At 60.9% G+C, this 23,269-nt stretch carries 19 protein-coding genes; 13 read left to right on the top strand and 6 right to left on the bottom strand.

Annotated elements, in window-relative coordinates:
• The first annotated feature begins 11 nt into the window (after window positions 1-11).
• From gltX to A0U92_RS09350, 10 genes are all read left to right on the top strand, one after another.
• Entirely contained in the window at window positions 12-1,415 is a 1,404-nt protein-coding gene (gltX, locus tag A0U92_RS09395; protein ID WP_187668739.1) for a glutamate--tRNA ligase, read from the top strand.
• Window positions 1,408-2,367, top strand: a complete 960-nt coding sequence (locus tag A0U92_RS09390; RefSeq protein ID WP_077812989.1) for an aspartate carbamoyltransferase catalytic subunit — start codon at window positions 1,408-1,410, stop codon at window positions 2,365-2,367. The genes gltX and A0U92_RS09390 overlap by 8 nt, the downstream gene beginning before the upstream one ends.
• Window positions 2,364-3,683: a dihydroorotase gene (locus A0U92_RS09385; RefSeq protein WP_077812988.1), complete on the top strand. Its 1,320-nt coding sequence runs from the start codon at window positions 2,364-2,366 to the stop codon at window positions 3,681-3,683. Before A0U92_RS09390 ends, A0U92_RS09385 begins: the two co-directional genes overlap by 4 nt.
• Window positions 3,680-4,318, top strand: coding sequence for a glycerol-3-phosphate 1-O-acyltransferase PlsY (gene plsY, locus A0U92_RS09380; protein ID WP_077812987.1), 639 nt, complete (start codon window positions 3,680-3,682; stop codon window positions 4,316-4,318). The genes A0U92_RS09385 and plsY overlap by 4 nt, the downstream gene beginning before the upstream one ends.
• An 11-nt stretch (window positions 4,319-4,329) precedes the next feature.
• Complete coding sequence (gene dprA / locus A0U92_RS09375) at window positions 4,330-5,496, top strand: DNA-processing protein DprA (RefSeq protein ID WP_077814356.1); 1,167 nt, start codon at window positions 4,330-4,332, stop codon at window positions 5,494-5,496.
• A gap of 34 nt (window positions 5,497-5,530) precedes the next feature.
• The gene (gene topA, locus A0U92_RS09370; protein WP_077814355.1) at window positions 5,531-8,248 is read left to right on the top strand and encodes a type I DNA topoisomerase; all 2,718 of its coding nucleotides are present in this window, start codon (window positions 5,531-5,533) and stop codon (window positions 8,246-8,248) included.
• Entirely contained in the window at window positions 8,245-10,299 is a 2,055-nt protein-coding gene (locus A0U92_RS09365) for an RNB domain-containing ribonuclease (RefSeq protein ID WP_077812986.1), read from the top strand. The genes topA and A0U92_RS09365 overlap by 4 nt, the downstream gene beginning before the upstream one ends.
• A 65-nt stretch (window positions 10,300-10,364) precedes the next feature.
• Window positions 10,365-12,074 carry a S41 family peptidase gene (locus tag A0U92_RS09360; RefSeq protein ID WP_149026540.1) on the top strand — a complete coding sequence of 570 codons (1,710 nt, stop codon included), beginning with the start codon at window positions 10,365-10,367 and terminating at the stop codon, window positions 12,072-12,074.
• Entirely contained in the window at window positions 12,071-12,412 is a 342-nt protein-coding gene (locus A0U92_RS09355; protein WP_077812984.1) for a DUF1491 family protein, read from the top strand. The genes A0U92_RS09360 and A0U92_RS09355 overlap by 4 nt, the downstream gene beginning before the upstream one ends.
• A 270-nt stretch (window positions 12,413-12,682) precedes the next feature.
• A complete protein-coding gene (locus A0U92_RS09350) occupies window positions 12,683-13,822 on the top strand; it encodes an OmpA family protein (protein ID WP_077812983.1) in 1,140 nt (379 codons plus the stop codon).
• A gap of 87 nt (window positions 13,823-13,909) precedes the next feature.
• Here A0U92_RS09350 and cysK read toward each other — a convergent pair whose 3' ends face one another.
• Window positions 13,910-14,899 carry a cysteine synthase A gene (gene cysK / locus A0U92_RS09345; RefSeq protein WP_077812982.1) on the bottom strand — a complete coding sequence of 330 codons (990 nt, stop codon included), beginning with the start codon at window positions 14,897-14,899 and terminating at the stop codon, window positions 13,910-13,912.
• 253 nt (window positions 14,900-15,152) lie between these two features.
• On the opposite strand from cysK, the gene A0U92_RS09340 reads away from it, so the two are divergent.
• Window positions 15,153-15,602 (top strand): RrF2 family transcriptional regulator, encoded by a 450-nt coding sequence (locus A0U92_RS09340; RefSeq protein ID WP_077812981.1) that lies wholly within the window; start codon window positions 15,153-15,155, stop codon window positions 15,600-15,602.
• Between the two features lie 82 nt (window positions 15,603-15,684).
• Here A0U92_RS09340 and A0U92_RS09335 read toward each other — a convergent pair whose 3' ends face one another.
• Window positions 15,685-16,233 carry a hypothetical protein gene (locus A0U92_RS09335; RefSeq protein WP_077812980.1) on the bottom strand — a complete coding sequence of 183 codons (549 nt, stop codon included), beginning with the start codon at window positions 16,231-16,233 and terminating at the stop codon, window positions 15,685-15,687.
• A 345-nt stretch (window positions 16,234-16,578) separates the two neighbouring features.
• On the opposite strand from A0U92_RS09335, the gene A0U92_RS09330 reads away from it, so the two are divergent.
• The gene (locus A0U92_RS09330) at window positions 16,579-17,112 is read left to right on the top strand and encodes a hypothetical protein (protein WP_077812979.1); all 534 of its coding nucleotides are present in this window, start codon (window positions 16,579-16,581) and stop codon (window positions 17,110-17,112) included.
• Window positions 17,113-17,166: 54 nt separating this feature from the next.
• A complete protein-coding gene (gene parE, locus A0U92_RS09325) occupies window positions 17,167-19,191 on the top strand; it encodes a DNA topoisomerase IV subunit B (protein WP_077812978.1) in 2,025 nt (674 codons plus the stop codon).
• A 53-nt stretch (window positions 19,192-19,244) separates the two neighbouring features.
• On the opposite strand, the gene A0U92_RS09320 is transcribed toward parE, so the two are convergent.
• The 4 genes from A0U92_RS09320 to metZ all read right to left on the bottom strand — a co-directional run bounded on the left by A0U92_RS09320 (window position 19,245) and on the right by metZ (window position 23,186).
• Complete coding sequence (locus A0U92_RS09320) at window positions 19,245-20,690, bottom strand: tetratricopeptide repeat protein (protein WP_077812977.1); 1,446 nt, start codon at window positions 20,688-20,690, stop codon at window positions 19,245-19,247.
• 71 nt (window positions 20,691-20,761) lie between these two features.
• The gene (folE, locus tag A0U92_RS09315; protein ID WP_077812976.1) at window positions 20,762-21,373 is read right to left on the bottom strand and encodes a GTP cyclohydrolase I FolE; all 612 of its coding nucleotides are present in this window, start codon (window positions 21,371-21,373) and stop codon (window positions 20,762-20,764) included.
• An 82-nt stretch (window positions 21,374-21,455) separates the two neighbouring features.
• Window positions 21,456-21,932, bottom strand: coding sequence for a Co2+/Mg2+ efflux protein ApaG (gene apaG, locus A0U92_RS09310; RefSeq protein ID WP_236748069.1), 477 nt, complete (start codon window positions 21,930-21,932; stop codon window positions 21,456-21,458).
• 18 nt (window positions 21,933-21,950) lie between these two features.
• The gene (metZ, locus tag A0U92_RS09305) at window positions 21,951-23,186 is read right to left on the bottom strand and encodes an O-succinylhomoserine sulfhydrylase (protein WP_077812974.1); all 1,236 of its coding nucleotides are present in this window, start codon (window positions 23,184-23,186) and stop codon (window positions 21,951-21,953) included.
• Window positions 23,187-23,269: the final 83 nt, after the last annotated feature.

Below are 23,269 nucleotides of genomic sequence, written 5' to 3'. Positions count from 1 at the left end.
TGCACCCGGTCATGACCGTTCGTACGCGCTTTGCCCCATCCCCGACCGGGTTGCTGCATATCGGCAACGCCCGCGCCGCCCTCTTCAATTTCCTCTATGCCCGTCATTGCGGCGGCCAGTTCGTGCTCCGCATCGAGGACACCGACAAGGAACGCTCCACGCAGAAAGCCGTGGACGTGATCTTCGAAGGTCTCAGATGGATGGGACTGACATGGGACGGTGAACCCGTGTTCCAGTCCGCGCGGGAGGAGCGTCACAAGGAGGTCGCGCTCCAGCTTCTGGCGGAAGGCAAGGCCTACAGGTGCTTCTGCACGCCGGAAGAACTGAAGGAAATGCGCGAGACCGCCGTGGCCGAGGGCAGGCCGCCCCGTTACAACGGCATGTGGCGCGACCGTGACCCTTCCGAAGCGCCCGCCGGTGCGCCGTATGCCATCCGCATCAAGGCCCCGCGTGAAGGCGAGAACGTGATCGAGGATCTTGTGCAGGGCGAGGTCCGCGTGGCCAACGCCGAACTCGATGACATGATCATCCTTCGCTCCGACGGCACGCCGACCTATCAGCACGCCGTTGTGGTGGATGACCATGACATGGAGATCACCCACGTCATCCGTGGCGACGATCACCTGACCAACACCTTCCGTCAGTTGATGATCTATCGTGCAATGGGTTGGGAAGCACCGCGTTTCGCCCATCTGCCCCTGATTCATGGTCCCGATGGCGCGAAACTGTCGAAGCGTCATGGCGCGCAGTCAGTCGTCGAATTCCGCGAGATGGGCTATCTGCCGGAAGCGCTCTGCAACTATCTGCTGCGTCTCGGCTGGGGCCACGGCGATGCGGAAATCCTGTCGCGTGACGAGCAGATCCGCCTGTTCGACCTGTCCGGCGTGGGCCGCTCGGCCTCGCGCATGGATTACACCAAGCTGGAACACGTCAACGCCGTCTATCTGCGTGAAGCCGATGACGAGCGTCTGACCAATGACGTAATGGAGCGTCTGGCCAGCCGTGAGGGTGTGGAAACAGGTCCGGAAGTCCGCAAGCGCGTGCTGGAACTGATGCCCGGTCTCAAAGAGCGCGCCCGCACGCTGATCGAACTGACGGAGAGCGCCGCGTTCCTTGGTCGTCAGGTGCCGCTGTCCTTCGACGCCAAGGCCGAGAAGCAGCTTACTCCTGAAAACTGCACGATGCTGGGCGAACTGGCTCGTGATCTGGCTGTGGTCGAGCCTTTTACGGCGGAACCGGTTCATGAAGCACTCAAGCTGTTCGCTGAAAAGCATGACCTGAAACTCGGCAAAGTCGCCCAGCCGCTTCGCGCCGCGCTGTGCGGCACGACGACCTCGCCGGGCATCGACGCCACGGCGGCGGCGCTGGGACGTGATGAAGTGCTGGCACGGATAGGGGCCGTTCAGAATGGCTGAGGCGTCGTCCGGGGGCTCCCGTTTTTTCGGTCCCTCGGACCGACATCTTCTCGGGATTCAGGGGATGCACCCCTCCCGGATAGAACCCATTCTTGATCTGGCCGAGAGCTACGCGCTCCTGAACCGGTCCCGCAAGACACCGCGGGATCTGTTGCGGGGGCGTACGCTCATCAACCTGTTCTTTGAGGACAGCACGCGCACGCGCACATCCTTCGAGCTGGCGGGCAAGCGTCTTGGCGCTGACGTGGTGAACATGTCAGTCGCGCAGTCATCCGTGAACAAGGGTGAAACCCTGCTCGATACAGCGGCGACGCTGAACGCCATGCGGACCGACCTGCTGGTGGTGCGTCACTCCCAGTCCGGCGCGCCCGCGCTGCTGGCGCAGAAGGTTGATGCTGCCGTTATCAACGCCGGAGACGGCACGCATGAGCACCCGACGCAGGCGCTGCTCGATGCGCTGACCATCCGTCGTCATCTTGGACGTCTGGAAGGGCTGACTGTCGCCATCTGTGGCGACATCGCCCATTCCCGCGTGGCGCGGTCCAATATCCATCTGCTGACGTCCATGGCGAACAAGGTCCGTCTGGTCGGTCCTCCGACGCTGGTGCCACGCTCCATGGCGAGCCTTGGTGTTGAAGTGCACCATTCCATGGAAACCGGGTTGCGTGACGTTGACGTGGTGATGATGCTGCGTCTTCAGAAAGAGCGGATGTCGGGAGGGCTGATCCCCAGCGCCCGCGAATATTTCCGCTATTACGGCCTCGATCAGCGCAGACTCGACCTGGCGAAGCCGGGCGCGCTGGTCATGCATCCCGGCCCGATGAATCGTGGCGTGGAGATTGCCAGCCAGATTGCGGATTCCGACCAGAGCGTGATCCGCGAACAGGTGGAGATGGGAGTCGCCGTGCGAATGGCCGTGCTTGACCGTCTGTCCCGTGGAGGCCGGTCATGAGCACCTGCACCGTTTTCGAAAATGTGCGTCTGATTGATCCTGCATCCGGTCTGGACAAGCCGGGACGGCTGCTGGTGCGTGACGGCGTGGTGGTGGGCTACGATCTGCCCGGTTCAGAAGGCAAGCCGGACGAAGCTGAAATTGTAGACGGGCAGGGCGCCGTTCTCTGTCCCGGCCTTGTCGATATGCGTGTCGAGATTGGCGAACCGGGACACGAATACCGTGAGACGGTCAAATCGGCTTCCCGGGCCGCCTTTGCGGGCGGCGTAACGACCGTCGCCGTGCTGCCGACCGGCTCTCCGCCCATCGATGATCCCGCCATGGTGCGGATGCTGCGTTTTCGCGGTGAGGAGCCGGATTACGTCTCGATCCTGCCCTATGGCGCACTTACCAAGGGCTGTCAGGGCGCGGAACTGGCCGAGATCGGTCTGTTGTCCGAAGCGGGAGCCGTGGCTTTCACGGACGGTAATCGCGCCATCGCCTCGGCGCGTCAGATGAAGCTGGCGCTGACCTACGCGCAGGCTTTCGATGCGCTGGTGGTGCAGCATCCGGAAGAGCCGACACTGGCTGGCGGCTGTGCGACGGAAGGTGAACTGGCCCTGCGTCTTGGTCTGCCCGGTATTCCGACAGCGGCGGAAGCGATCATGATCGCCCGCGACATCCGGCTGGTGGAGATGACCGGTGGCCGTCTGCATTTCGGCCATGTCTCGACGGGCGAGGGCGTGGAACTGATCCGTCAGGCCAAGGCGCGCGGCGTGCGTGTGACCTGTGATACGGCTCCGCAGTATTTCGACCTCAACGAAACGGCGATCGGTGATTTCCGGACCTACGCCAAATTCTCGCCACCTCTGCGTCGCGAGGATGACCGGCTGGCCATCTGCGCGGCTCTGGCGGACGGGACGATCGACGCCATCGCTTCCGATCATGCGCCGCGCGACCCGGACGACAAGCGTCTGCCGTTCGCGCAGGCTTCGGCGGGCGGAACCGGACTCGCCACGCTGCTTGGCGTCACACTGACGCGCTATCACGATGGCACCCTGTCCCTGAGCGATGCACTGGCGCTGCTGACATGCCGACCGGCAACTCTGCTCGGCGTGAGTGGTGCAGCCGCACGCGGTGGTTCCCGGCCTGTGGGAACGCTCGTCGCCGGAGCGCCAGCGGACCTGTGTCTGTTCGATCCCGACCGCGCGTGGCAGGTGATTGCGGGCGAGCTTCCCGGTCACGCCCAGAATACGCCGTTTGACGGCAGGGCGCTGGAAGGGAAGGTCTTGGGCACCTGGAAGAACGGACGTCGGGTCTTCGGAGGTGCCGCGTGAATTTTTTCGAGTCACCCGGCACTTTGCTGGCAGGTGTGATGCTTCTTTCCTACATGCTGGGAAGCATTCCGTTCGGCCTGCTGCTGACAGCCGCCTCCGGGCAGGGTGATATCCGTCAGATCGGTTCAGGCAATATCGGCGCAACCAATGTGCTGCGTACGGGTAACAAGAAGCTCGCTGCCGCCACGCTTCTTCTGGATGGCCTGAAAGGTGCGCTTGCGGTCCTCATCGCATGGGTGATGACGCCGCCGGAACTCGGTGATCGCGCTGCATCACTGGCAGCGATCTTCGCCGTGCTTGGTCACTGCTTTCCTCTCTGGCTCGGGTTCAGGGGCGGAAAAGGCGTGGCCACGGGGCTGGGCGTCGTGCTGGCGCTGTCGCCGGTTACTGGTCTGGCCTGCTGCCTTATCTGGCTGGTCGGCGCAAAAGTGACCCGCATTTCTTCAGCCGGGGCGCTGCTTGCCTTTGCCTGCATGCCTGTCATCCTGTTTTTCCTGAATGGACACTCCTTTTCAGGTTCGGAAAAGCCGCTGGCTGGCGTGCTGGTCGCCTGCATTATTTTCGTAAGGCATCGCGCCAATATCGCCCGGCTGCTGAACGGAACCGAGCCCAGAATCGGCCAGTCGTCACATTGACAGCCGTCACGGTGAATGAAGACAGACACCTGAACCCCGAGCTTCCGGCTCTGTTACGGCTGGCCCGCACGGAAAATGTCGGTCCGGTCACATGGCGTCGGCTCATGCAGGAGTATTCTTCGGCGGAAGAGGCGCTGGCGGCGTTGCCGGAACGGGCGCGGCGAGGCGGGCGAAAAGGTCCGCTCCGAATTCCTGAGCAGGCCGAAATTGAGCGTGAAATCGAGGGAGTCCTGTCGCTTGGCGGCAGGATCGTCACCCTGTTCGATCCTGACTATCCACCGCTTCTGGCAGAGTTACCTGATTCGCCGCCCATTCTGTCCATTCTGGGCAACGGAGCCTGTCTGTCGGCTCCCCGGAGTGTGGGAATCGTAGGCGCGCGCAATGCTTCGGCGGCGGGAATGCGGTTCGCGGAAAGTCTTGCGACTGAATTATCGCATGCCGGGATTACGGTGATTTCCGGTCTGGCTCGCGGGATCGACGCGGCGGCGCATCGAGGCGCGCTGCATGGGAGCTTCCCCGAGTGGGGCAGTTCGGTTGCGGCCATCGCGGGTGGGCTGGATGTGGTTTATCCAACGGAAAATGCGGCTCTACAGACATTGCTTGCCGAAAAAGGTGCTGTGGTGACGGAAGCGCCACTGGGCACCCAGCCACAGGCGCGACACTTCCCACGCCGTAACCGCCTCATTGCCGGACTGTCTCTCGGCACGGTGGTTGTCGAGGCCGCCATGAACTCGGGAAGTCTGATTACGGCGCAGCTGGCTGACCGTTACAGCCGCGCTCTTTTCGCCGTGCCGGGATCGCCGCTGGACCCGCGCTGCCGTGGCAGTAACGATCTTTTGCGCACCCGCAATGCGCATCTGGTCGAAACGATTGAGGATATCCTGCCTTATCTTCGCCACTCTCATGCGGCAGCGGGACAGGTGTTGTCCGGGTTTGCCGAGGCTCAGGAGGAATGGGGAGCCCCTTCCGCAGCGGGCGACGCAGACCTTGACCGTGTGAGAAGAATGATTCCTTCACTTATCTCATTCACACCGGTCCCGGTTGACGATCTGGTGCGGCGCTGTCAGTTCTCGGTTTCGGCGGTTCTGACGGTGCTCACCGAACTTGAGCTTGCCGGCCGGGCGGAGATGCTGCCCGGAGGAGCTGTTGTCCAGTTGATGCCAGACGGAACGGGGTGATTCTTTCTCCATGCCGGCCTGGCGCGGAGAGAGCATGACTGACGTCGTCGTGGTTGAATCGCCTGCCAAGGCGAAGACGATCAATAAATATCTGGGCGACGGTTATACCGTTCTCGCCTCATTCGGGCACGTCCGAGACCTGCCGCCGAAAGACGGGTCCGTCATGCCGGACGAAGACTTCGCCATGAAATGGCAGTCCGATGAGCGCGGCCAGAAGCAGGTTGCGGCCATCGCCAGGGCGCTCAAGGGCGCGCATACGCTTTATCTCGCCACTGACCCGGATCGCGAGGGCGAAGCCATTTCATGGCACGTCAAGGCGATGCTGGCGGAGAAGAATGCGCTCAAGGGCGTGAACGTCCGGCGTGTGACGTTCAACGAGATCACCAAAGGCGCCATCAAGGAAGCCATGGCGCATCCGCGTGACCTCGACATGCCGCTGATCGAGGCTTATCTCGCCCGTCGCGCTCTTGACTACCTTGTCGGTTTCACCCTCTCGCCCGTCCTGTGGCGCAAGCTGCCGGGCTCGAAGAGCGCCGGTCGTGTCCAGTCGGTCGCCCTGCGTCTGATCTGCGAGCGCGAAGCCGAGATCGAGGTTTTCAAGCCTCGGGAATACTGGACGGTCGGCGCGACATTCTTCACACCGGCTGGCGCGCCTTTCACGACCCGCCTGACGCATCTGGATGGCAGGAAGCTCGACCAGTTCGATCTTTCCAACGAGGAACTTGCCTTCGCAGCACGGGATGCGGTGCTGGCGGGGACGTTTGCGGTCAAATCCGTCGAACGCAAGAAGGTCAAGCGCAACCCGCCGCCGCCGTTTACCACGTCCACGCTCCAGCAGGAGGCTTCCCGCAAACTGGGCATGGGCGCGCAGAACACCATGCGGACGGCGCAGCAGCTTTATGAAGGCATCGAGCTTGGTGGCGAGACGGTCGGTCTGATCACCTATATGCGAACCGATGGCGTCACGATGGCCGGAGAGGCGATCGCTGATATCCGTCGTCACATCGGCAAGGATTTCGGCGCGAATTACGTCCCGGCCCAGCCGCGCGTCTATTCGACCAAGGCCAAGAACGCGCAGGAAGCGCATGAAGCCGTCCGGCCGACTGATGTCAGCCGCACACCGGCTTCCGTGGCGCGTTACCTCAGTGACGAGCAGCGCAGACTGTATGAGCTGGTGTGGAAGCGCGCTGTCGCCAGCCAGATGCAGTCGGCGGAACTGGATCAGGTCGCCGTGGACGTGGCCGATCAGCCGGGCAGGACCGTGCTGCGCGCGACGGGTTCGATCATCGCGTTCGATGGCTTTCTGAAACTCTATACGGAAGGCCGGGACGAGAGCGACAAGGCGGCTGACGATGAAAGCCGTATGCTGCCGCCGATGAACGAGCGCGACCCGCTCAGGCGTGGCGATGTGGAGGCTGAACAGCACTTCACCCAGCCGCCGCCGCGTTATTCGGAAGCGTCGCTGGTCAAGAAAATGGAAGAGATCGGCATCGGTCGTCCCTCCACCTATGCCTCCATTCTGACGGTCCTGCGAGACCGTAATTACGTGCGTCTGGAAGCCCGGCGCTTCATGCCGGAAGATCGGGGACGCCTTGTTACGGCGTTCCTTGTCTCCTTCTTCGAGCGCTATGTCGATCCGCAGTTCACGGCAGGTCTCGAAGAGCAGCTTGACGATATTTCGGCAGGGCACGCTGACTGGCGCAAGGTGATGAGCGCCTTCTGGGAGGCTTTCTCCGCTGCCGTGGCGCAGACAAAAGACCTGACCATCACTGAAGTCATTGACGCTCTGGATCAGGATCTCGGGTCGCATTTCTTCCCGCCGAACGAGGAAGGAACCGATCCGCGGGTCTGCACGTCCTGCGGCACGGGTCGTCTGGGACTGAAACTCGGACGCTATGGCGCTTTCATCGGCTGCTCCAATTATCCGGAATGTCAGTACACCCGGAAGCTCGCCGTCGAAGGTGGTGAGGGTGACGGCAGCGAAGAGCTGAAAGACGGGATGAAGCTGCTCGGTCAGCATCCGGTCACTGGCGAGGACATCACGGTCAAGCGTGGACCGTGGGGCCTTTACGTGCAGCAGGGCGAACCCAACCCGGAGGACAAGAAAGCCAAGCCGAAACGCGCCTCGTTGCCGAAAGGGTTGAGTCTGGAGAACCTGACGCTGGATCAGGCGGTCGGACTTCTGAGCCTGCCCAGGATTGTGGGTATCCACCCGGAATTCAATGAGCCGATCGAAGCCGGACTGGGTCGTTTTGGTCCGTATGTGAAGATGGGCGCGATCTATGGCTCGCTCGACAAGGACGATGACGTTCTGACGGTCGGACTCAATCGGGCTGTGGACGCACTGGCCAAGAAGATCGCCTCGATCCGTAATCTCGGGCCGCATCCGAAAGATGGCGAGCCGGTCATGGTGCGGAAGGGCCGCTTCGGGCCGTATGTCCAGCATGGTCAGGTCGTGGCCAATCTGGCGCGTGGCGAAAGCATGGACGATGTCACGCTGGACGGGGCGCTGGAACTGCTGGCCGAGAAGGGCAAGCCACTGAAGCCGAAAGGCAAGGCGGCCGCCAAGAAGACGACCAGGACGGCTGCAAAAACCACGGCGAAGGGCAGGGTCAAGGCTGAGGGCGACGCCGGGAAACCTGCCAAACCGGCCAAAAAGACGACGAAGGCAAAAACAACGGCCACGGCAAAAAAGAAGCCTGCCGCCAGCAGGAAAGCAGCAACCGCGAAAGATCAGACGTCCGCTGAATGAATGCTGATGCAGCGACATCCCTGTTCCCGGGCATGGGCCGGCCGGACAGGGATGTTCTGGCGCAGATCCTGCGGGACTCATCTACGCCTCTGACAGCAGGACAGTTGCTTCGTCGGCTGGGTCTGCCGCCTGATCGCAAGAAGCAGGTGCGGGCCTTGCTGCACGCGATGGCTCTTGATGGCGCGTTTCGGGAAGAGGCCCTGTTCGGCAAGCTGCGTGGCGAGCCCGAGCTGCCCTTGCTGGCCGAGGTCGTCATCACGGGACGCGACCGGCATGGCGCGCCGTTTGGAAGGCTCGCGGCTGGGGAGGCGTTTGGCAGGAGAGCTGCGTCGAAAGGTGGTCTGCCGATCGTGTTCGTGCATCCGCCTCCGGCCGATGACCCTCCGCTTGTCGCCGGAGCGACGGTGCTGACGCGTCTGCGTTCAGTCGGTGCGAACCGCTACGAAGCCCGCATACTGAAACGGCGGGAGCCAGCCTGTTTCGTAGGAGTCTTTGGCGCGGAAACAGGTGGAGAGGTGCGAGCCTGTGACCCGCAGAGCACCTGTCGTCGCAATATCGCGGAAGAAGAGCGCCATGAGCTGAAAGAGGGTGATCTCGTTCTGGCCGATGGCGAAGGTCACATCCATCGCTCTTTCGGTAAACGGGATGACCCGCTGGCCGTCGCGGATATGGGCAGAGCCGAGTATGGTCTGCCTGAAGCTTTCCCGCCAGACGTCCTCTCCGAAGCCATGGAACTGCATGCCCCGGAGCAAGAGAAGCCCTCAGCTGGTCGCAAGGATTTTCGCGCCATCCCGTTTGTGACGGTGGATGGTCCTGACGCACGTGATTTCGATGATGCGGTCTGGGTGGAGCGCGACGGGGAGGGTTTCCGGCTGCTCGTGGCGATCGCGGATGTCTCCCACTATGTCACGCCTCATTCAGCTCTCGACGCGGAAGCGCGGCGACGCGGACATTCCGTCTACTTTCCGGACGCCGTTGTGCCGATGCTGCCGCCCCGGCTGTCGGAGGAACTCTGTTCGCTCCGACCGGATGAAGACCGGTTCTGTGTCGTTTTTGAGATGCGCTTCAGCAGCGAAGGGCTACCCACAGATACCCGCATCGAACGTGGTGTCATGCGGAGTCGGGCACGTCTGACTTACGAACAGCTTGAGGGCATGCGTGAGGGAACGTGCGCTTTTCTCCATGATGAGCTGGGGCGTGAGTGGGTCGACGCCCTGTATGCGGCGCACGAAGCGTTGCAGGCGGCACGCATCCGCCGTGGTTGTCTGCAAATCGCGGACAGGGAGCCGCTTCGTGTGGAACTGGATCGACAGACCGGACGTTTGGCTGTTTGGAACAGCCGACCACCTGAAAGCAGGCATCTTGTCGAGTCCTTCATGATCGCAGCTTGCCATGCCGGTGCACAGGTCATGCGTGATAAGGGAAAGGCCGCTCTTTTCCGGTCTCATGCCGATAAGCACCCTGTTGCGGATGTGCCACGTCTGCCGGCTGTTTACGTCACGCAACCAGCGTATCATGCCGGCTTGCAGCTCGATGTTTACGCTCATCTTACAAGTCCGATCCGGCGGTATGCAGACCTGATCAATCACAGGATTCTTCTGGAAACGATACTGCCGGAAGGGCTGTATTCCGAGGTTCGGGCCGGTCGTGGCGGATGTCTTGACACTCTTCCTGCCCATCTCGCCGTGACTGAGGCCCGGGCGGCGGAGGCGTCCGCCATGACGCGACAACGTCTGCTGGCGCTCTGGCTTTCTCAGGATCAGGAAAGGATCTGGTCGGGCCATGTGACTGGTGCGACCCCGGACGGCGCTCTGGTCACATTGACGGAAACGCAGACAACCGGTCTGCTCCCTTTTCGGGGAAGTGCAGACCGAAAGATGTTTTCGGATTCGAGCGGAGGAAGTGAAGCGTGTTCTGGCGCAACAGCGTCCTCTCCGGAGTCATGGGAACTGTTTTCTCCGCGAAAGGGGACCGTCGTGCGTGTCAGGATCGTCGGTCTGTCACACGACGTCTTTCGGTGCATCTTTCAGTTCGCAGGGTTTTCCGCATGAGAAGGCCGCGTCTGCCCGCAGTAAATTCTTCGGATCAGCGGGGGCTGCGAAGACTTCGTCCGGTGATGGCGCCGCTGGTGGTGGCTGTCTGGCTGCTGACGACCGCAGTCTGCGCCTACGCCGCGACGGCGCCCGAAGAGGAGAAGGACGGTGCGCACGCGCCCGCCGTTCCCGTCGCCGGTCAGAAAGAGCCAGCCAAAGACACCACGTCACCGGCGACCGACAGACCTCTCGGAGAGCAGGCCAGCGAGAAGAAGGATTCGCCTCCACGTCTGAACACGAACCTCATACGTTCGGTCATCCAGACGGCGCTGGAGTTTTTACAGCCCCGCACTCTGCATCCTTACGATGCCCGACAATTGTGTCTCTGGGGACTGGGAGGCATTAGCGCGCTTGATCCGGCCCTGCGTGTTGTGGAGGTTTCCGACGGGATCGAGCTCATGCAGGGGCAGGCTGTGGTTCTGAAACGACCCGCTCCGGTTGCGGGCAGTTCACGGGACTGGGCCGTGGTCACGACTGACTTTCTCCTGGCTGCCACAGAGCATTCCTCTGTATTGGAAAGTGTGCAGGGAGACGGGATTATCCAGAGCTTCTTTGACGAACTCTTCAACCATCTTGATCCTTATTCCCGTTATGTCGGCCCGGCGCCTGCTGAAACCGATCGTACGGTGCGGAGCGGCGGCAACGCAGGGATCGGTATCACGATTGATGAACAGACAGGTTCTCCGGACGGTCGGAGCAAGGTCGGGTCACGTCATCTGGTCGTCACCGCCGTCAACACCAATGGACCGGCATGGCCCGCCGGGGTGGATGTTGGCGAGCGGCTTGTCGCCATTGATGGCCACAGCATCATCGGCCATTCGGTCGAGCAGGTGAACGCGCTTCTCTCCGGTGTCCCCGGCAGCACTGTGGCTGTCCGTCTGTATTCCCCGGCCCTGAAGCGGACCCGTACCCTGCAACTGCGGCGCGAGAAAATACCACCGGAAACAGTCTTCGCCTTCAGTGCGGGACCGCTCGTGATCATCCGCATTACATCCTTTTCTTCCGAGACCGCGGAGGAAATGAGCCAGTATCTCGATCAGGCGACGCAGGACCGGCATCTGCGCGGCATCCTCATCGACCTGCGAGGCAACAGGGGAGGCGTGTTGCAGCAGGCCGTCACCGCTGCGGCGCTCCTCCTTGATAATGGAGTGGCGGTCGTCACCAAGGGGCGTGACCCTCAGGCTAATCATGTCTGGGCGGTACAGGGAGGCGACATGACAAATCACCTCCCGGTTGTGGTGCTCGTGGACGGGCGTACGGCGAGTGCGGCGGAAATTCTGGCGGCTGCTCTGGCCGATCATCACAGGGCGGTGGTGGTGGGAAGTTCGACAATGGGCAAGGGGCTGGTACAGACCGTCGCCCAGTTGCCCGATCGTGGGGAACTGTTCGTGACCTGGAGCCGTGTGATCGCTCCGCTCGGCTGGCCGCTGCAGGGGCTTGGCGTGATGCCGCAGGTCTGCACAAGCCGGGGCGCTGCTGATACGGAAACGCAGATGGCGGCGCTCCGGTCCGGCCACACGCCGGAAGGATCTTTTGTGGGACAGTCACGCAGTGTCAGGTATCCGGTTCCGGTTTCCCGGATTCTCGAAATTCGTAAAACCTGCCCGGCGGCGCTTGGCGGCGACCTCGATCTTGACGTCGGACGTGACCTGCTGGAGACGCCGGCCGCTTACCGGGCCGCCCTGTTCATGATCCCCGATGAAGCAGACACTGCGGGAATGGAAGCCGAATGAGTACTGAACCCCGCCTTATGACTGGTTTGTGGGTCAGCGCCGTGTTGCGGCAGGCCAATTCCAGCGGCTGCCCTGCCATGCGTCGTCGTCGTGGAGACCAGGATGCGGGTGGCGTGCTGGCCATCCTCACGTCTCGGGACAGAAGAGCCGTTGTGCTTGCGCAGACTCGTGCGCCGGACGGGTCTCCCGCATGGATCAGGGGAACCGGCGCTGATCCTGTCGATGAGGCCACTGCCGAGGCCTATGTGGAAAGGCAGATCGGGCGTGATCCGGACCTGTGGGTTCTTGAGTTTGAAACCGAAGACCTTATGCCCCCTTTCGAGGCTGTATTGCTTTAACTGTTCGGTCGTTGCATGAGAGCCACACATGAATGGTAAGAGTTGTCTGTCATGCAACCTCCGTCTCTCTCCGGATTTGCAGTCACGGTGAGGGAACGGCGCTAAACGCCGGACGACAGGCCAGGGTTTTCAAAGTTAAAAGTCTTGTGGATGGCGTTGCGAGTTGCGCCACGGCCGGGTTTCGGCGAAACAGGGCCATGTGATATTGCAGTGACATTGCACCGGGTCGACATATCCGGTCGATAGCGGTGCAGAGGTGAGGAGAACATGATGAAGCTGCGTAACGGGTTTCTTACGGGATCAATCCTGTCGGCGCCGCTTGTCGTCCTCGCTCTCTCCGCCCCGGCTTCCGCTCAGCCAGTGCAGGGTCTGTATGTTGCCGGTGAGGGTGGCGCGACCATCAATCAGGCTCAGCAGGTTCGTCTGAGTCCCACCTTGCCGAGCGGACGCGATACCTGGAAAACAGGCGCTGTCGGCATAGGCTCGATTGGTTACGGACTTGGTAACGGCTTCCGGGTAGAGCTCGAAGGCAATTACCGGAACATGGATTACCATCATCTTTCTTCCGCCACGGTGTCCACAAAAGGTGATGGCCGTCGTCAGACCTCAGGTTTGATGGCTAACGCACTGTTTGATCTGGATATCGGCAAAAGCTGGCTGTTCCCTTATTTCGGTGCGGGTATCGGCTACGGCTGGACCAATATGCATACGACCATAACGGGCCTTGACCGCTCTCTTTCAGAGCAGGTTCGGGGTACGCATGGCGGTTTCACCTATCAGGGAATCTTTGGTCTCGCTTTCCCTGTGCCATGGGTTGTGGGGCTTTCCGCGACAGCGGAATACCGTTTCTGGACCATGCTGGCCCCACAGGGATATCACGCGACCGCGCTGGGTACGGTTGGCGGGAGCAATGCCGTCAAGGAAGCAGGTCTTGCTGAAGGCAACCGCAGCACGGCGACCGATTTCAACCATTCCATGATGCTGGGCCTGCGCTACGAGTTCAATCCGGCTCCGCCGCCACCCCCGCCAGTGGAAGCGGCGCCTGCACCGATGCCGGTTGCGGACCGCAGCTATATCGTATTCTTCAACTGGGATGGAGCGGGCCTGACAGATCGTGCGCGGTCCATCGTTGCTCTGGCGGCGCAGGCATCCGGGCACACATCCCTGACCCGCATTCAGGTGTCAGGTTACACGGACACATCAGCGGCGCATCCCGGCGCTCGCGGTCAGAGCTACAATATGGCGCTTTCAATCAGGCGGGCTGGAGCAGTGAAGGCTGAGCTGATTCGCGATGGCGTGGCAGGCTCCATCATCGATGTGCAGGGATATGGGCAGTCCCATCCGCTGGTTCAGACTGGTCAAAACGTCAGGGAACCCCAGAATCGTCGGGTGGAAATCATTCTGCGCTAACCATCTGGTCTGACATCTCAGATGTGAAGGCGGACAGCAGTCTCTGTCATTATGGAATAACGGGGCCATCTGGCCCCGTTTTCTTGTTCAGAGTCCGGTGAACAGGGATGTGGACAGATACCGCTCTGCGAAGGACGGTGCGATGGCCACGATGGTTTTACCCCTGTTTTCCGGACGATGCGCCAGCGTAACTGCGGCGTGGAGGGCAGCGCCCGATGAAATGCCGATGGGAATACCATCCAGACGGGCGCAGCGGCGCGCGGCAGCGATCGCCTCGCGTTCGGAAACTGTCAGGACGCCATCCAGAGCGTTGACATCGAGCGTACGAGGACAGAAGCCCGGGCCAATGCCCTGAATGCCGTGCGGTCCCGGCTCATCGCCGTTGAGTATCGCGCTTTCAGCAGGTTCGACACCGAAAATCTCGATACCCGATTTTTTCTTTTTAAGGGCGTGCGCGATGCCGGACGCCGTGCCGCCTGTGCCAACACCGGCAACCACGATGTCCACTGTTCCGGCCGTATCGACCCAGATTTCCTCCGCCGTCGTCTGCTCATGGACGAGAGGATTGGCCGGGTTATCGAACTGACCGGGCATCCAGGCGTCAGGCGTGGTTTTGAGGATCTCCTGGGCACGGGCGATAGCCCCCGCCATACCGAGGCGGGAGGGGGTCAGTTCAACTTGGGCATCCATCAGTCGCAACATTTTACGACGTTCGATGGACGCGCCTTCCGGCATGGTCACAATCAGACGATAACCCCGTGATGCTGCGACAAACGCGAGGGAGATACCCGTGTTGCCGGAGGTCGGTTCCACCAGAACGCTCTTGCCGGGGGTGATGAGGCCCTGCTCTTCAGCGGCCAGCACCATGGCGGCGCCAATGCGGTCCTTCACTGAAGCAAGTGGATTGAAGAACTCAAGCTTGAGAAGCACGCGGGCCTGAAGGTCATCTTCTTCCATCATGCGTGGCAGGCCAACCAGAGGCGTACCGCCGACCACATCGACAACGGAATCGAAAATCCGGCCACGGGGAGGGGCGAGTTTGAAATCAATACGGTCGGCTGGTGTTTCGGAGACCATGACGTAACCTTTTTTCTGGCACTCTCCTTGCAGTGCGGATGTTTGAACCGCGCCGCCAGGAAGAATCGATCCGGCTGAAGTCCTGAACAGACATCGTTTCCCGCAAATCGGGATAGGCGTGTAAAATAGCACGACAGAGCAATGTGGATAAGTGCAGCTTTTGTTGCTTTTCACTTTCATGGCATGGATATGTCGCCATCATGCGGATTGTCAGCTAATTGTCAGCTGAACGAATGGCTCTGAGGACGACTTAATGTTTCTGCGACGCGATCGTGCCATGACAGGCATCATGATCATGCTGGATGTTGCATTTTATGCGGGACGAACCGGCACTGTGAACGCGGCGGATATTGCTCAGAGGGCCGGGCTGGTCCGGCGTGGCATCGAACCTCTGCTTCAGATGCTATCCCGCTCATCACTGCTGGAGAGTGTAAGAGGGCCACGGGGAGGGTATCGGCTGGGACGGCCGAGAAGAGATATTTCCATTACGGAAATCGTCTCGACAGTGGTGAACACCGATCCTGATTCTGACGATGGGTCTTCGGGGGATCTCTACCAGAAGGTGCTGGATCCTTTCTGGCGTGAAGAGGACGAAGCGCTTGGGGCCAGACTGCGCGAAGTCACGCTTGATGATCTTGTCAGAAAAGCTGAAGCGGCCGGACTGCGCCGTCCTCTGACAGAGCCGATCTCATTTTCGATATAGGTCCCTGATACGCTCTTCCGGAGCACATCAGGGTAGACCAGGGCTGGAGAGGCGTACCAGCCGTGTGTGCGGACGCGCAGGCTTACTTCTTGCGTGTCTTGGTGACCGTGCGCCGTTTGGTTGCCGTCGTCGCTTTGCGCGTTTCTTTGTGCTCAGGCGTCGGAGCGCTGACGGCTGGTTTCGGAATAACCACACCTGTCGCATCGACGGTGACGTTCACCGTCAGATTGTCACGCTTCTGGCCAGGGCCACGGATCAGCACAACCGAGAATTTGTCCGCTCCGGCGTAAGCCATGACCGGTGTGTAGGTGATCTGGGTCTGCCCATCCAGCGTATACAGGAAGGCCTTGCCATGCTCAGGGGCAGGAGAAATGCCGAAGGATGCGTAAGCGCCGCCGTCCGGCGGGACAACAGTCAGAACGCAGCGTCCGTCGTCGCTTCGCACGGTCATGGCGACGGTACGATCGCCCTGGGCGTCAGCAATCGGTTTTGTGGTCTGGCAGACGGCGGACGTTTTCATGTAGCCGAATGGGTCGGGAGACCCGTAACGACCGCTCTGAAGCGGACCATGATTACATCCGGCCAGAAAGCTGGTGGCCAGCACAGGCACGGCTAGGACTTTAAGACGCACGTAAAGGCTCCGCTTATTAGCTGTTGACAACTTGGGGGACGGGTGGCGAATCCACCGACCGCACGAAATCCATCCCGCTCTAGAACATCCGACACCCAGTTGAAAGACGTGGGGAGAGAGGATCGGAAAGCTGCGGGAGGCAGATGCCGTCGAAACGCCACAATCAGGGCGATATTATGGTCGCATGACAGACATGCCCGATAATTTATCACGATAAAATGTCGCCAAAACCGTGCTTTGAGATGACAGGTTGAGAAACAGGTTTCAGAATCCTCTCGCCATCATGATGCGGGCAGTGCATATGTCTGCGCACGTTGTATTCCATCCGTTTTAAAGAGGCTCTTCATGTCCACAGGTCCGTTCCGTTTCGCGATCGCCGGTCTGGTTTCTCTCGGCATAACCTGCGGCTCCGGTGCGTTCGCCGCCACCTGCAGCGGATCCCCGGCAACCGAAGCCTTCGATGTGCAGGGTCTCAAAAGCGAACTGATGGTGACGGCCCTCTCCTGCAAGGCGCAGGACCGTTACAACGACTTCGTGGCGAAATTCCGCACCAAACTGCTGGCTGAAGAACAGCGCCTGAACACCTATTTCCGCACCACATACGGAAAGCGCTCACAGGTCGAGCATGATGACTACATCACTCAGCTGGCGAACGTGCAGTCTGAAAAAGGTCTTCAGTCCGGCTCCGTATTCTGTAATCAGCGCATCGGCATGTTTGACGAGGTCGCGGCTCTGGATGACGAGCATGATCTTTCGAAATATGCTCAGGCGAAAGATATCACACAGCCTGCGACATTCGAGACCTGTGCGGCTCCCGGGGTAGAGAAAACCACGGAGACGCGCAGCCGCACCCGTCGTCGTACAGCCCGCAAGGCGTAAGCACCGGCGCCTCGGTTCTTGACGAATCATCCGTAGAGGGAGACAGAACCGGGCATGAGTGATCTTTTCTCAGGCACCGGTTCTCCTCCCGCGCAGCCGACGCCGCAAAAAGCCCAGCAGACGGCGTCAGCCCCGGATCAGCAGTATGACGCCAGCTCCATCGAGGTTCTGGAAGGGCTTGAGCCTGTCCGTCGTCGGCCTGGCATGTATATCGGCGGCACAGACGAAGGTGCACTGCATCATCTCGCCGCTGAAATTCTCGACAATTCGATGGATGAGGCGGTCGCCGGTCATGCCACGACCATTGATGTAACGCTGGAAGCCGGTGACTGGCTGGTAGTGCGCGATAATGGGCGCGGTATCCCTGTCGATCCGCATCCACGTTTTCCCGATCGCTCGGCGCTTGAGGTCATCCTCACGACGCTGCATGCTGGCGGCAAGTTCTCCGGCAAGTCCTACGCGACCTCGGGTGGCCTGCATGGCGTGGGCTCGTCCGTGGTCAATGCGCTTTCGACCAGAATGGAAGTGGAAGTCGCCCGCGACAAGACGCTGTGGCGGCAGATCTATGCGCGGGGCATTCCCCAGACAGCTATCGAAAAGATTGGCGCCGCCCCCAACCGACGGGGCACGCAGATACGCTTTCAGCCCGATCCGGAAATTTTTGGAACGCATTCCTTTCAGCCGGCGCGTCTCTACAAGCTGTGCCGCTCGAAGGCGTTTCTGTTCCGTGGGGTGACGATCCGCTGGAACTGCGATCCGTCGCTGATCAAGGCGGGCGATCTGACGCCAGCCGAAGCCGTTCTGCATTTTCCCGGCGGCCTCGCGGACAGTCTGGCGGATGAACTCGGTAAAAACGCGCCGCTGCTGTCTCCGATCTGGTCCGGTGACGCCGAGCTTCCGGAAACCAACGGCGTGTCTGGCGGCAGGGTCGAGTGGGCGATCGCTTTCCTTGAATCCGGCACAGCCAGCTTCGCATCCTTCTGTAACACCATTCCCACGCCGCTCGGCGGCACGCACGAGGCCGGTTGTCGCGCAGCTCTGGTCAAGGGTTTCCGTGCATGGGGTGATCAGCGGTCAAACAGGCGTGCGAGTATTGTTACAGCCGAAGACATTCTCGGATGCACGGCAATCCAGCTTTCCGCTTTTGTGCGTGATCCACAGTTTCAGGGACAGACCAAAGAAAAACTGACCAGCGCCGAAGCGTCGAAGCTGGTCGAAACAGCGCTTCGTGATCGCTTTGATCACTGGCTGTCCGGCAATCCGACACAGGCAGACTCGCTTCTGGCTTTTGTCGTCGAGCGTGCCGAGGATCGTCTGCGTCGTCGTGAGCAGAAGGATACGCCCCGTAAAAGTGCGACACGCCGTCTGCGTCTGCCGGGCAAGCTGACGGACTGCACACGCGAGAAAGCCGAGGAAACCGAGATATTTCTTGTCGAGGGTGACTCGGCTGGTGGTTCGGCCAAGCAGGCGCGTAATCGTGAAACGCAGGCGGTGCTGCCTCTGCGTGGTAAAATTCTCAATGTTGCGAGCGCCACGAGCGAGAAGCTTCGGGGCAATCAGGAACTGAGCGACCTGGTGGAAGCGCTTGGCTGTGGAACGGGGGATCGCTTCGATCTGACGCGGCTCCGCTACGGTCGAGTCATCATCATGACCGATGCTGACGTGGACGGTGCGCATATCGCCTCGCTGCTCATGACATTCTTCTATCGTGAACTGCCTGAGCTTGTGCGCTCCGGTCATCTGTATCTGGCGCAGCCGCCGCTTTACCGTCTGACGCATGGCGCCAGGACGGTTTACGCGATGGATGATGCCGACAAGGACCGGAAGATCAGGACGCAGTTCAAGCCGAACGCGAAAGTGGAAGTATCGCGCTTTAAAGGTCTGGGCGAAATGCCCCCGAAAGATCTCAAGGAGACGACCATGGACCCGAAGCGGCGCACGTTGCTTCGGGTGGTGATCCATTCTGAGGACAGGCTTGAGACGCGGGAACGTGTGGAAAGTCTGATGGGCCGCAAGCCTGAACTGCGCTTTGCGTTCATTCAGGAGCACGCCCAGTCAGTGGAAATGCTCGATATCTGAGAATCTGTAAGGAGTGTGTCCCGGTCGTCTGAACCGGGACCGAAGGCTCTCAGTCAGGCGTCGATGGTTTCGGGAGTTCTCTCGGACAGGTGCTGGCGCTCCAGTGTTTTCAGATCTTCCGCGATGCGCGCCACAGGGCTGGACCAGTCGAGAGGTCTGTCCTGCTGATAAAGTCTGACACTTGTATACCATGGTGAGTCCGTGCGGTGGGAGAGCCACCGCCAGCACTGGTCATAGCGTGACAGCAGCCAGACTGGCTTGCCCAGACCTGCCGCGACATGCGCGGTGGACGTGTCGACAGCGATGACCAGATCAAGGTTGGAGATCAGCGCCGCCGTGTCATCGAAATCATGAAGCTTTTCCGTGTAGTCAATCAGCCTCATCCCGACTGGGGGTGTAAGGGCCTGACAGGCTTGCTCGCCGACCTGCAGGCTGAAGAACACAACGTCTGGAGCGCTCTCGGCCAGAGGAGCCAGTGCTGACAGTGTGGTGGAACGGCGTCTGTCAGCAACTTCCGCTTCCCGGATTTCGCTGTGTGGAGCGCCAGCCCAGACAAGACCAACTTTGAGAGGACGACCGGTGGAAGTGTCCTTCTGGATGAGCTGGGCCCAGTTCCTTACTTTTTCCATATCAGGTTTCAGGAAGCCTTTCGGCGAAGGCAGGGTATCGAGCGTCATGCCCAGTGCGAGCGGCAGGCTGAGAACCGGGCATTGCAGGTCATGAGTCGGCGCCGGATCTTTCTCGCTGACAAAACGGGCTTGCGGAAAAGAGCGGGATAGCAGGGACAGCAGCTCTGGCCGCACGCGCATGATGATCTCGCCACCACGCTCGGCAGCCAGAGGAATGAAACGGGCAAACTGCAGGACGTCTCCGAAGCCGCCTTCCGTGTGGATCAGAAGAGTCTTGCCGTCGAAGTTTTCACCGCGCCACAGCGGGCCATCAAAACCGTGGTGGCTGGAGGTTCTGATCTTCCAGCGCCACTCATACTCGGAAAAACCTTCCGGATAGTTGCCCTGCGCCAGCAGCGAGAGAGCGTAGTTCGTATGGGCTTCCGGGCTGTCAGGTGTCAGTTCCACGGCAACCCGATGAAACTTCTGGGCCATCTCATGCTGTCCCCGGTGGCTATCCAGAGCGACCCCGAGGTTGGTTGCCGCAAGAGGGTGTTGCAGGTTGAGGTTGAGGCATTTCGTATAGGCGGCAATCGCCTCGTCATATCGCTGGAGCGATTGCAGGGCATTGCCCAGATTGCACCAGGCGTCTGCAAGCTGCGGAGCCAGAGCAACGGCGCGGCTCAGGACCTCAAGGGCGGGCTCGAAGCGGCAGATGCCGATCAGAAGGCCGCCATAATTACTCAGGGTGAGCGCGTCTCGCGGCTCCTCGCCAATGCGTTTCCGGTAGACGGCTTCCGCTTCCAGAATCCGTCCTTCGCGCTGCAACTGCGTGCCGGAATCGGAGAAAAAGGCGGTATTGTCGGGGTGAGGAGCGGGTGAGGATGTCATGGACGCTACGTTCGCCCGACAGCCTTAAAAAAATGTGACCTGAAAGCGCATCATGCCTTCAGGTCAGTCTTTCAGGCAGAGAATTCGCTCATGCCGGGACGGTTCAGCATGGCCATCAGTTCACGGCGCGTATCCGAGTTATCGCGGAAGACGCCCAGCATGCGACTGGTCACCATGGACACGCCGGGGCGATGCACGCCACGGGTCGTCATGCACTGATGACCAGCTTCGATAATGACGGCTGTGCCATAGGGCTCAAGCACGCTGTCAATCGTGTTGGCGATCTGGGCCGTCAGACGCTCCTGAATCTGGAAGCGGCGGGAATAGGCTTCCACGACGCGGGCAAGCTTGGAAATGCCGACGACGCGCTTGCGGGGGAGATAGGCGATATGGGCGCGACCGATGATCGGCACCATGTGATGCTCGCAGTGACTCTCAAGACGGATGTCACGCAGCAGGACGATCTCGTCATAATCGTCGACTTCCGAGAAGGTGCGCTGAAGCAGTTCTTCCGGATTGACCGCATAGCCTTCGAAGAACTCTTCATAGGAGCGGGCGACACGGGAAGGCGTGTCGAGCAGCCCTTCACGGGACGGATCTTCACCCGCCCAGCGCAGCATGACCCGGACGGCTTCCTCGGCTTCCTCGCGGGAAGGGCGGACTGGAGTAGGAGGATTCGTCATCAGTCGGATCTCTGCTGGGAAGGTGGACGTGTGCCGTCAGGTCTTATAGCGACCGGGTCACAGCGGAAAGTGCGCGGAAAGGTCAGTGGACAATGCCGGGCTGATAAGGGCTGTCGAGGCTGAAGGCGGGAATGCGCGCATCGAAGAGTCGTCTGCCCGGTTCCTCCACCATGTGAAAGAAGCCGCGCATGATGCCGCTCGGCGTGTCGAGGGATGCGCCGGAGGTGTATTCAAAGCCGCCGCCGGGCTCAAGGGTGGGCTGCTCGCCCACCACGCCGTCGCCACGAACGCGATCGACATGCCCGTTGGCGTCAATGATTTCCCATGACCGCTCAAGAAGCTGGACTGTGTTCGGCCCATGGTTCTCGATGCGGATACGGTAGCCCCAGCAGTAGGAGCGCTCCTCCGGCTGGGACTGCTCGTCGAGCCAGAAGGCCCGGACGACAATCCGTATGTTACCCGTCGTGGCCTCATAGGACGGCAATGCCGCAATGGCTTCGTTCAAGGCCGTTTCCGGATCTTCGAACAGCTTGGGCGGCATGGGCGGCCTTGAGGACATGAGCGGTAACTCTCTTGTTCAGTGAGCGAAGCCACGGCTTTTCAGGGCCGCAACGCCACGGGCGAGATCGTCGATAAGATCGGCGGAATCTTCCAGGCCGACCGACAGGCGGATGGCGCCATCGGCAATGCCGAGACGCGCCCGCTCTTCCGGACCAATCTTCATGTGGGTCGTCGTTGCCGGGTGGGTCGCCAGCGAACGGGCGTCCCCAAGGTTGTTCGAGATCAGAACGATGCGCAGGGCATTGAGGAATGCGAACGCTCCTTCCTGACCGCCGGCAACCTCGAAGGCGATCAGCGAACCGAAGCCGCTCATCTGGCGCACGGCCAGTTCATGCTGCGGATGATCCCTGCGACCCGGATAACGCACACTGACAATGCCCGGCGCGCTGGCGAGCCAGTCAGCAACGGCGGCGGCATTGCGGGTCATGGCGTCCACGCGCAGATTGAGCGTCTCGAGACCTTTCAGCATGACCCAGGCGTTGAACGGTGAAAGAGCGTTGCCCGTGTTGCGTGTGAAAGGCAGCACCGTGTCATTGATCCAGTCCTTGCGGCCCAGAATGGCTCCACCGAGAACGCGGCCCTGACCGTCGATATGCTTGGTGCAGGAATACACCACCACGTCAGCGCCCAGTTCCAGAGGCTTCTGGTAGACGGGTGAGGCGAACACGTTATCGACGATAACGATCGCACCGGCCGCGTGCGCCCGCTCGGAAATGGCGGAGATATCCAGCACATCGAGCATGGGGTTGGACGGGCTTTCGAGCAGCACGGCGGCTGTCGGCCTGCTGAAGGCTTCGTCCCATGTCTTGAGGTCGCCACCGTCAACAAAAACGGTTTCCACGCCATATTGCGGCAGCAGATTGGCGACGATCCAGTGGCAGGAGCCGAACAGGGCGCGAGAGGCGACAACGCGGTCGCCGGCCTTCACCTGCGCCAGAAGTGCTGAGGACACAGCGCCCATGCCGGTCGCGGTGCAGACGCAGGCTTCCGCACCTTCAAGGTCGGCGAGGCGACGCTGTAGCGCATCGACCGTCGGGTTGCCGAAGCGGGTGTACTGATAATGCACCGCTTCACCGGTAAAGGTGGCGGCGGCCTGCTCGGCGCTGTCGTAGGCAAAGCCGGAGGTCAGGAAAAGGGCTTCACTTGTCTCACCGTAAGGGGTGCGTTCAACCTCGCCGTGGATCAGGCGAGTGGCGGCGCGCCACGTGGCGGCAACTTCGGGAGACGTTGTTTTGATGGACGTATCAGTCATGGTCGGTCTCGGTTCCGTTCTGTCCGCAGCAGAAACGCCGGATCACTTCAGACCCTGTCGTCCCTGCACGGGGCTTCGACCGT

It is taken from the genome of Acetobacter aceti (assembly GCF_002005445.1).
Taxonomy (GTDB): Bacteria; Pseudomonadota; Alphaproteobacteria; order Acetobacterales; family Acetobacteraceae; genus Acetobacter; species Acetobacter aceti_B.
Note: the sequence above shows the minus strand (reverse complement) of the source record. Positions and strands in the feature narration are given on the sequence as shown.

What these genes read in the sequence shown, in the direction of transcription:
- gltX (WP_187668739.1), top strand. Translation starts at nt 12, where the DNA reads ATGACCGTTCGTACGCGCTTTGCCCCATCCCCGACCGGGTTGCTGCAT.
- A0U92_RS09390 (WP_077812989.1), top strand. Translation starts at nt 1,408, where the DNA reads ATGGCTGAGGCGTCGTCCGGGGGCTCCCGTTTTTTCGGTCCCTCGGAC.
- A0U92_RS09385 (WP_077812988.1), top strand. Translation starts at nt 2,364, where the DNA reads ATGAGCACCTGCACCGTTTTCGAAAATGTGCGTCTGATTGATCCTGCA.
- topA (WP_077814355.1), top strand. Translation starts at nt 5,531, where the DNA reads ATGACTGACGTCGTCGTGGTTGAATCGCCTGCCAAGGCGAAGACGATC.
- A0U92_RS09365 (WP_077812986.1), top strand. Translation starts at nt 8,245, where the DNA reads ATGAATGCTGATGCAGCGACATCCCTGTTCCCGGGCATGGGCCGGCCG.
- A0U92_RS09360 (WP_149026540.1), top strand. Translation starts at nt 10,365, where the DNA reads ATGGCGCCGCTGGTGGTGGCTGTCTGGCTGCTGACGACCGCAGTCTGC.
- A0U92_RS09355 (WP_077812984.1), top strand. Translation starts at nt 12,071, where the DNA reads ATGAGTACTGAACCCCGCCTTATGACTGGTTTGTGGGTCAGCGCCGTG.
- A0U92_RS09350 (WP_077812983.1), top strand. Translation starts at nt 12,683, where the DNA reads ATGAAGCTGCGTAACGGGTTTCTTACGGGATCAATCCTGTCGGCGCCG.
- cysK (WP_077812982.1), bottom strand. Translation starts at nt 14,899, where the DNA reads ATGGTCTCCGAAACACCAGCCGACCGTATTGATTTCAAACTCGCCCCT.
- A0U92_RS09340 (WP_077812981.1), top strand. Translation starts at nt 15,153, where the DNA reads ATGTTTCTGCGACGCGATCGTGCCATGACAGGCATCATGATCATGCTG.
- A0U92_RS09330 (WP_077812979.1), top strand. Translation starts at nt 16,579, where the DNA reads ATGTCCACAGGTCCGTTCCGTTTCGCGATCGCCGGTCTGGTTTCTCTC.
- parE (WP_077812978.1), top strand. Translation starts at nt 17,167, where the DNA reads ATGAGTGATCTTTTCTCAGGCACCGGTTCTCCTCCCGCGCAGCCGACG.
- A0U92_RS09320 (WP_077812977.1), bottom strand. Translation starts at nt 20,690, where the DNA reads ATGACATCCTCACCCGCTCCTCACCCCGACAATACCGCCTTTTTCTCC.
- folE (WP_077812976.1), bottom strand. Translation starts at nt 21,373, where the DNA reads ATGACGAATCCTCCTACTCCAGTCCGCCCTTCCCGCGAGGAAGCCGAG.
- apaG (WP_236748069.1), bottom strand. Translation starts at nt 21,932, where the DNA reads ATGTCCTCAAGGCCGCCCATGCCGCCCAAGCTGTTCGAAGATCCGGAA.
- metZ (WP_077812974.1), bottom strand. Translation starts at nt 23,186, where the DNA reads ATGACTGATACGTCCATCAAAACAACGTCTCCCGAAGTTGCCGCCACG.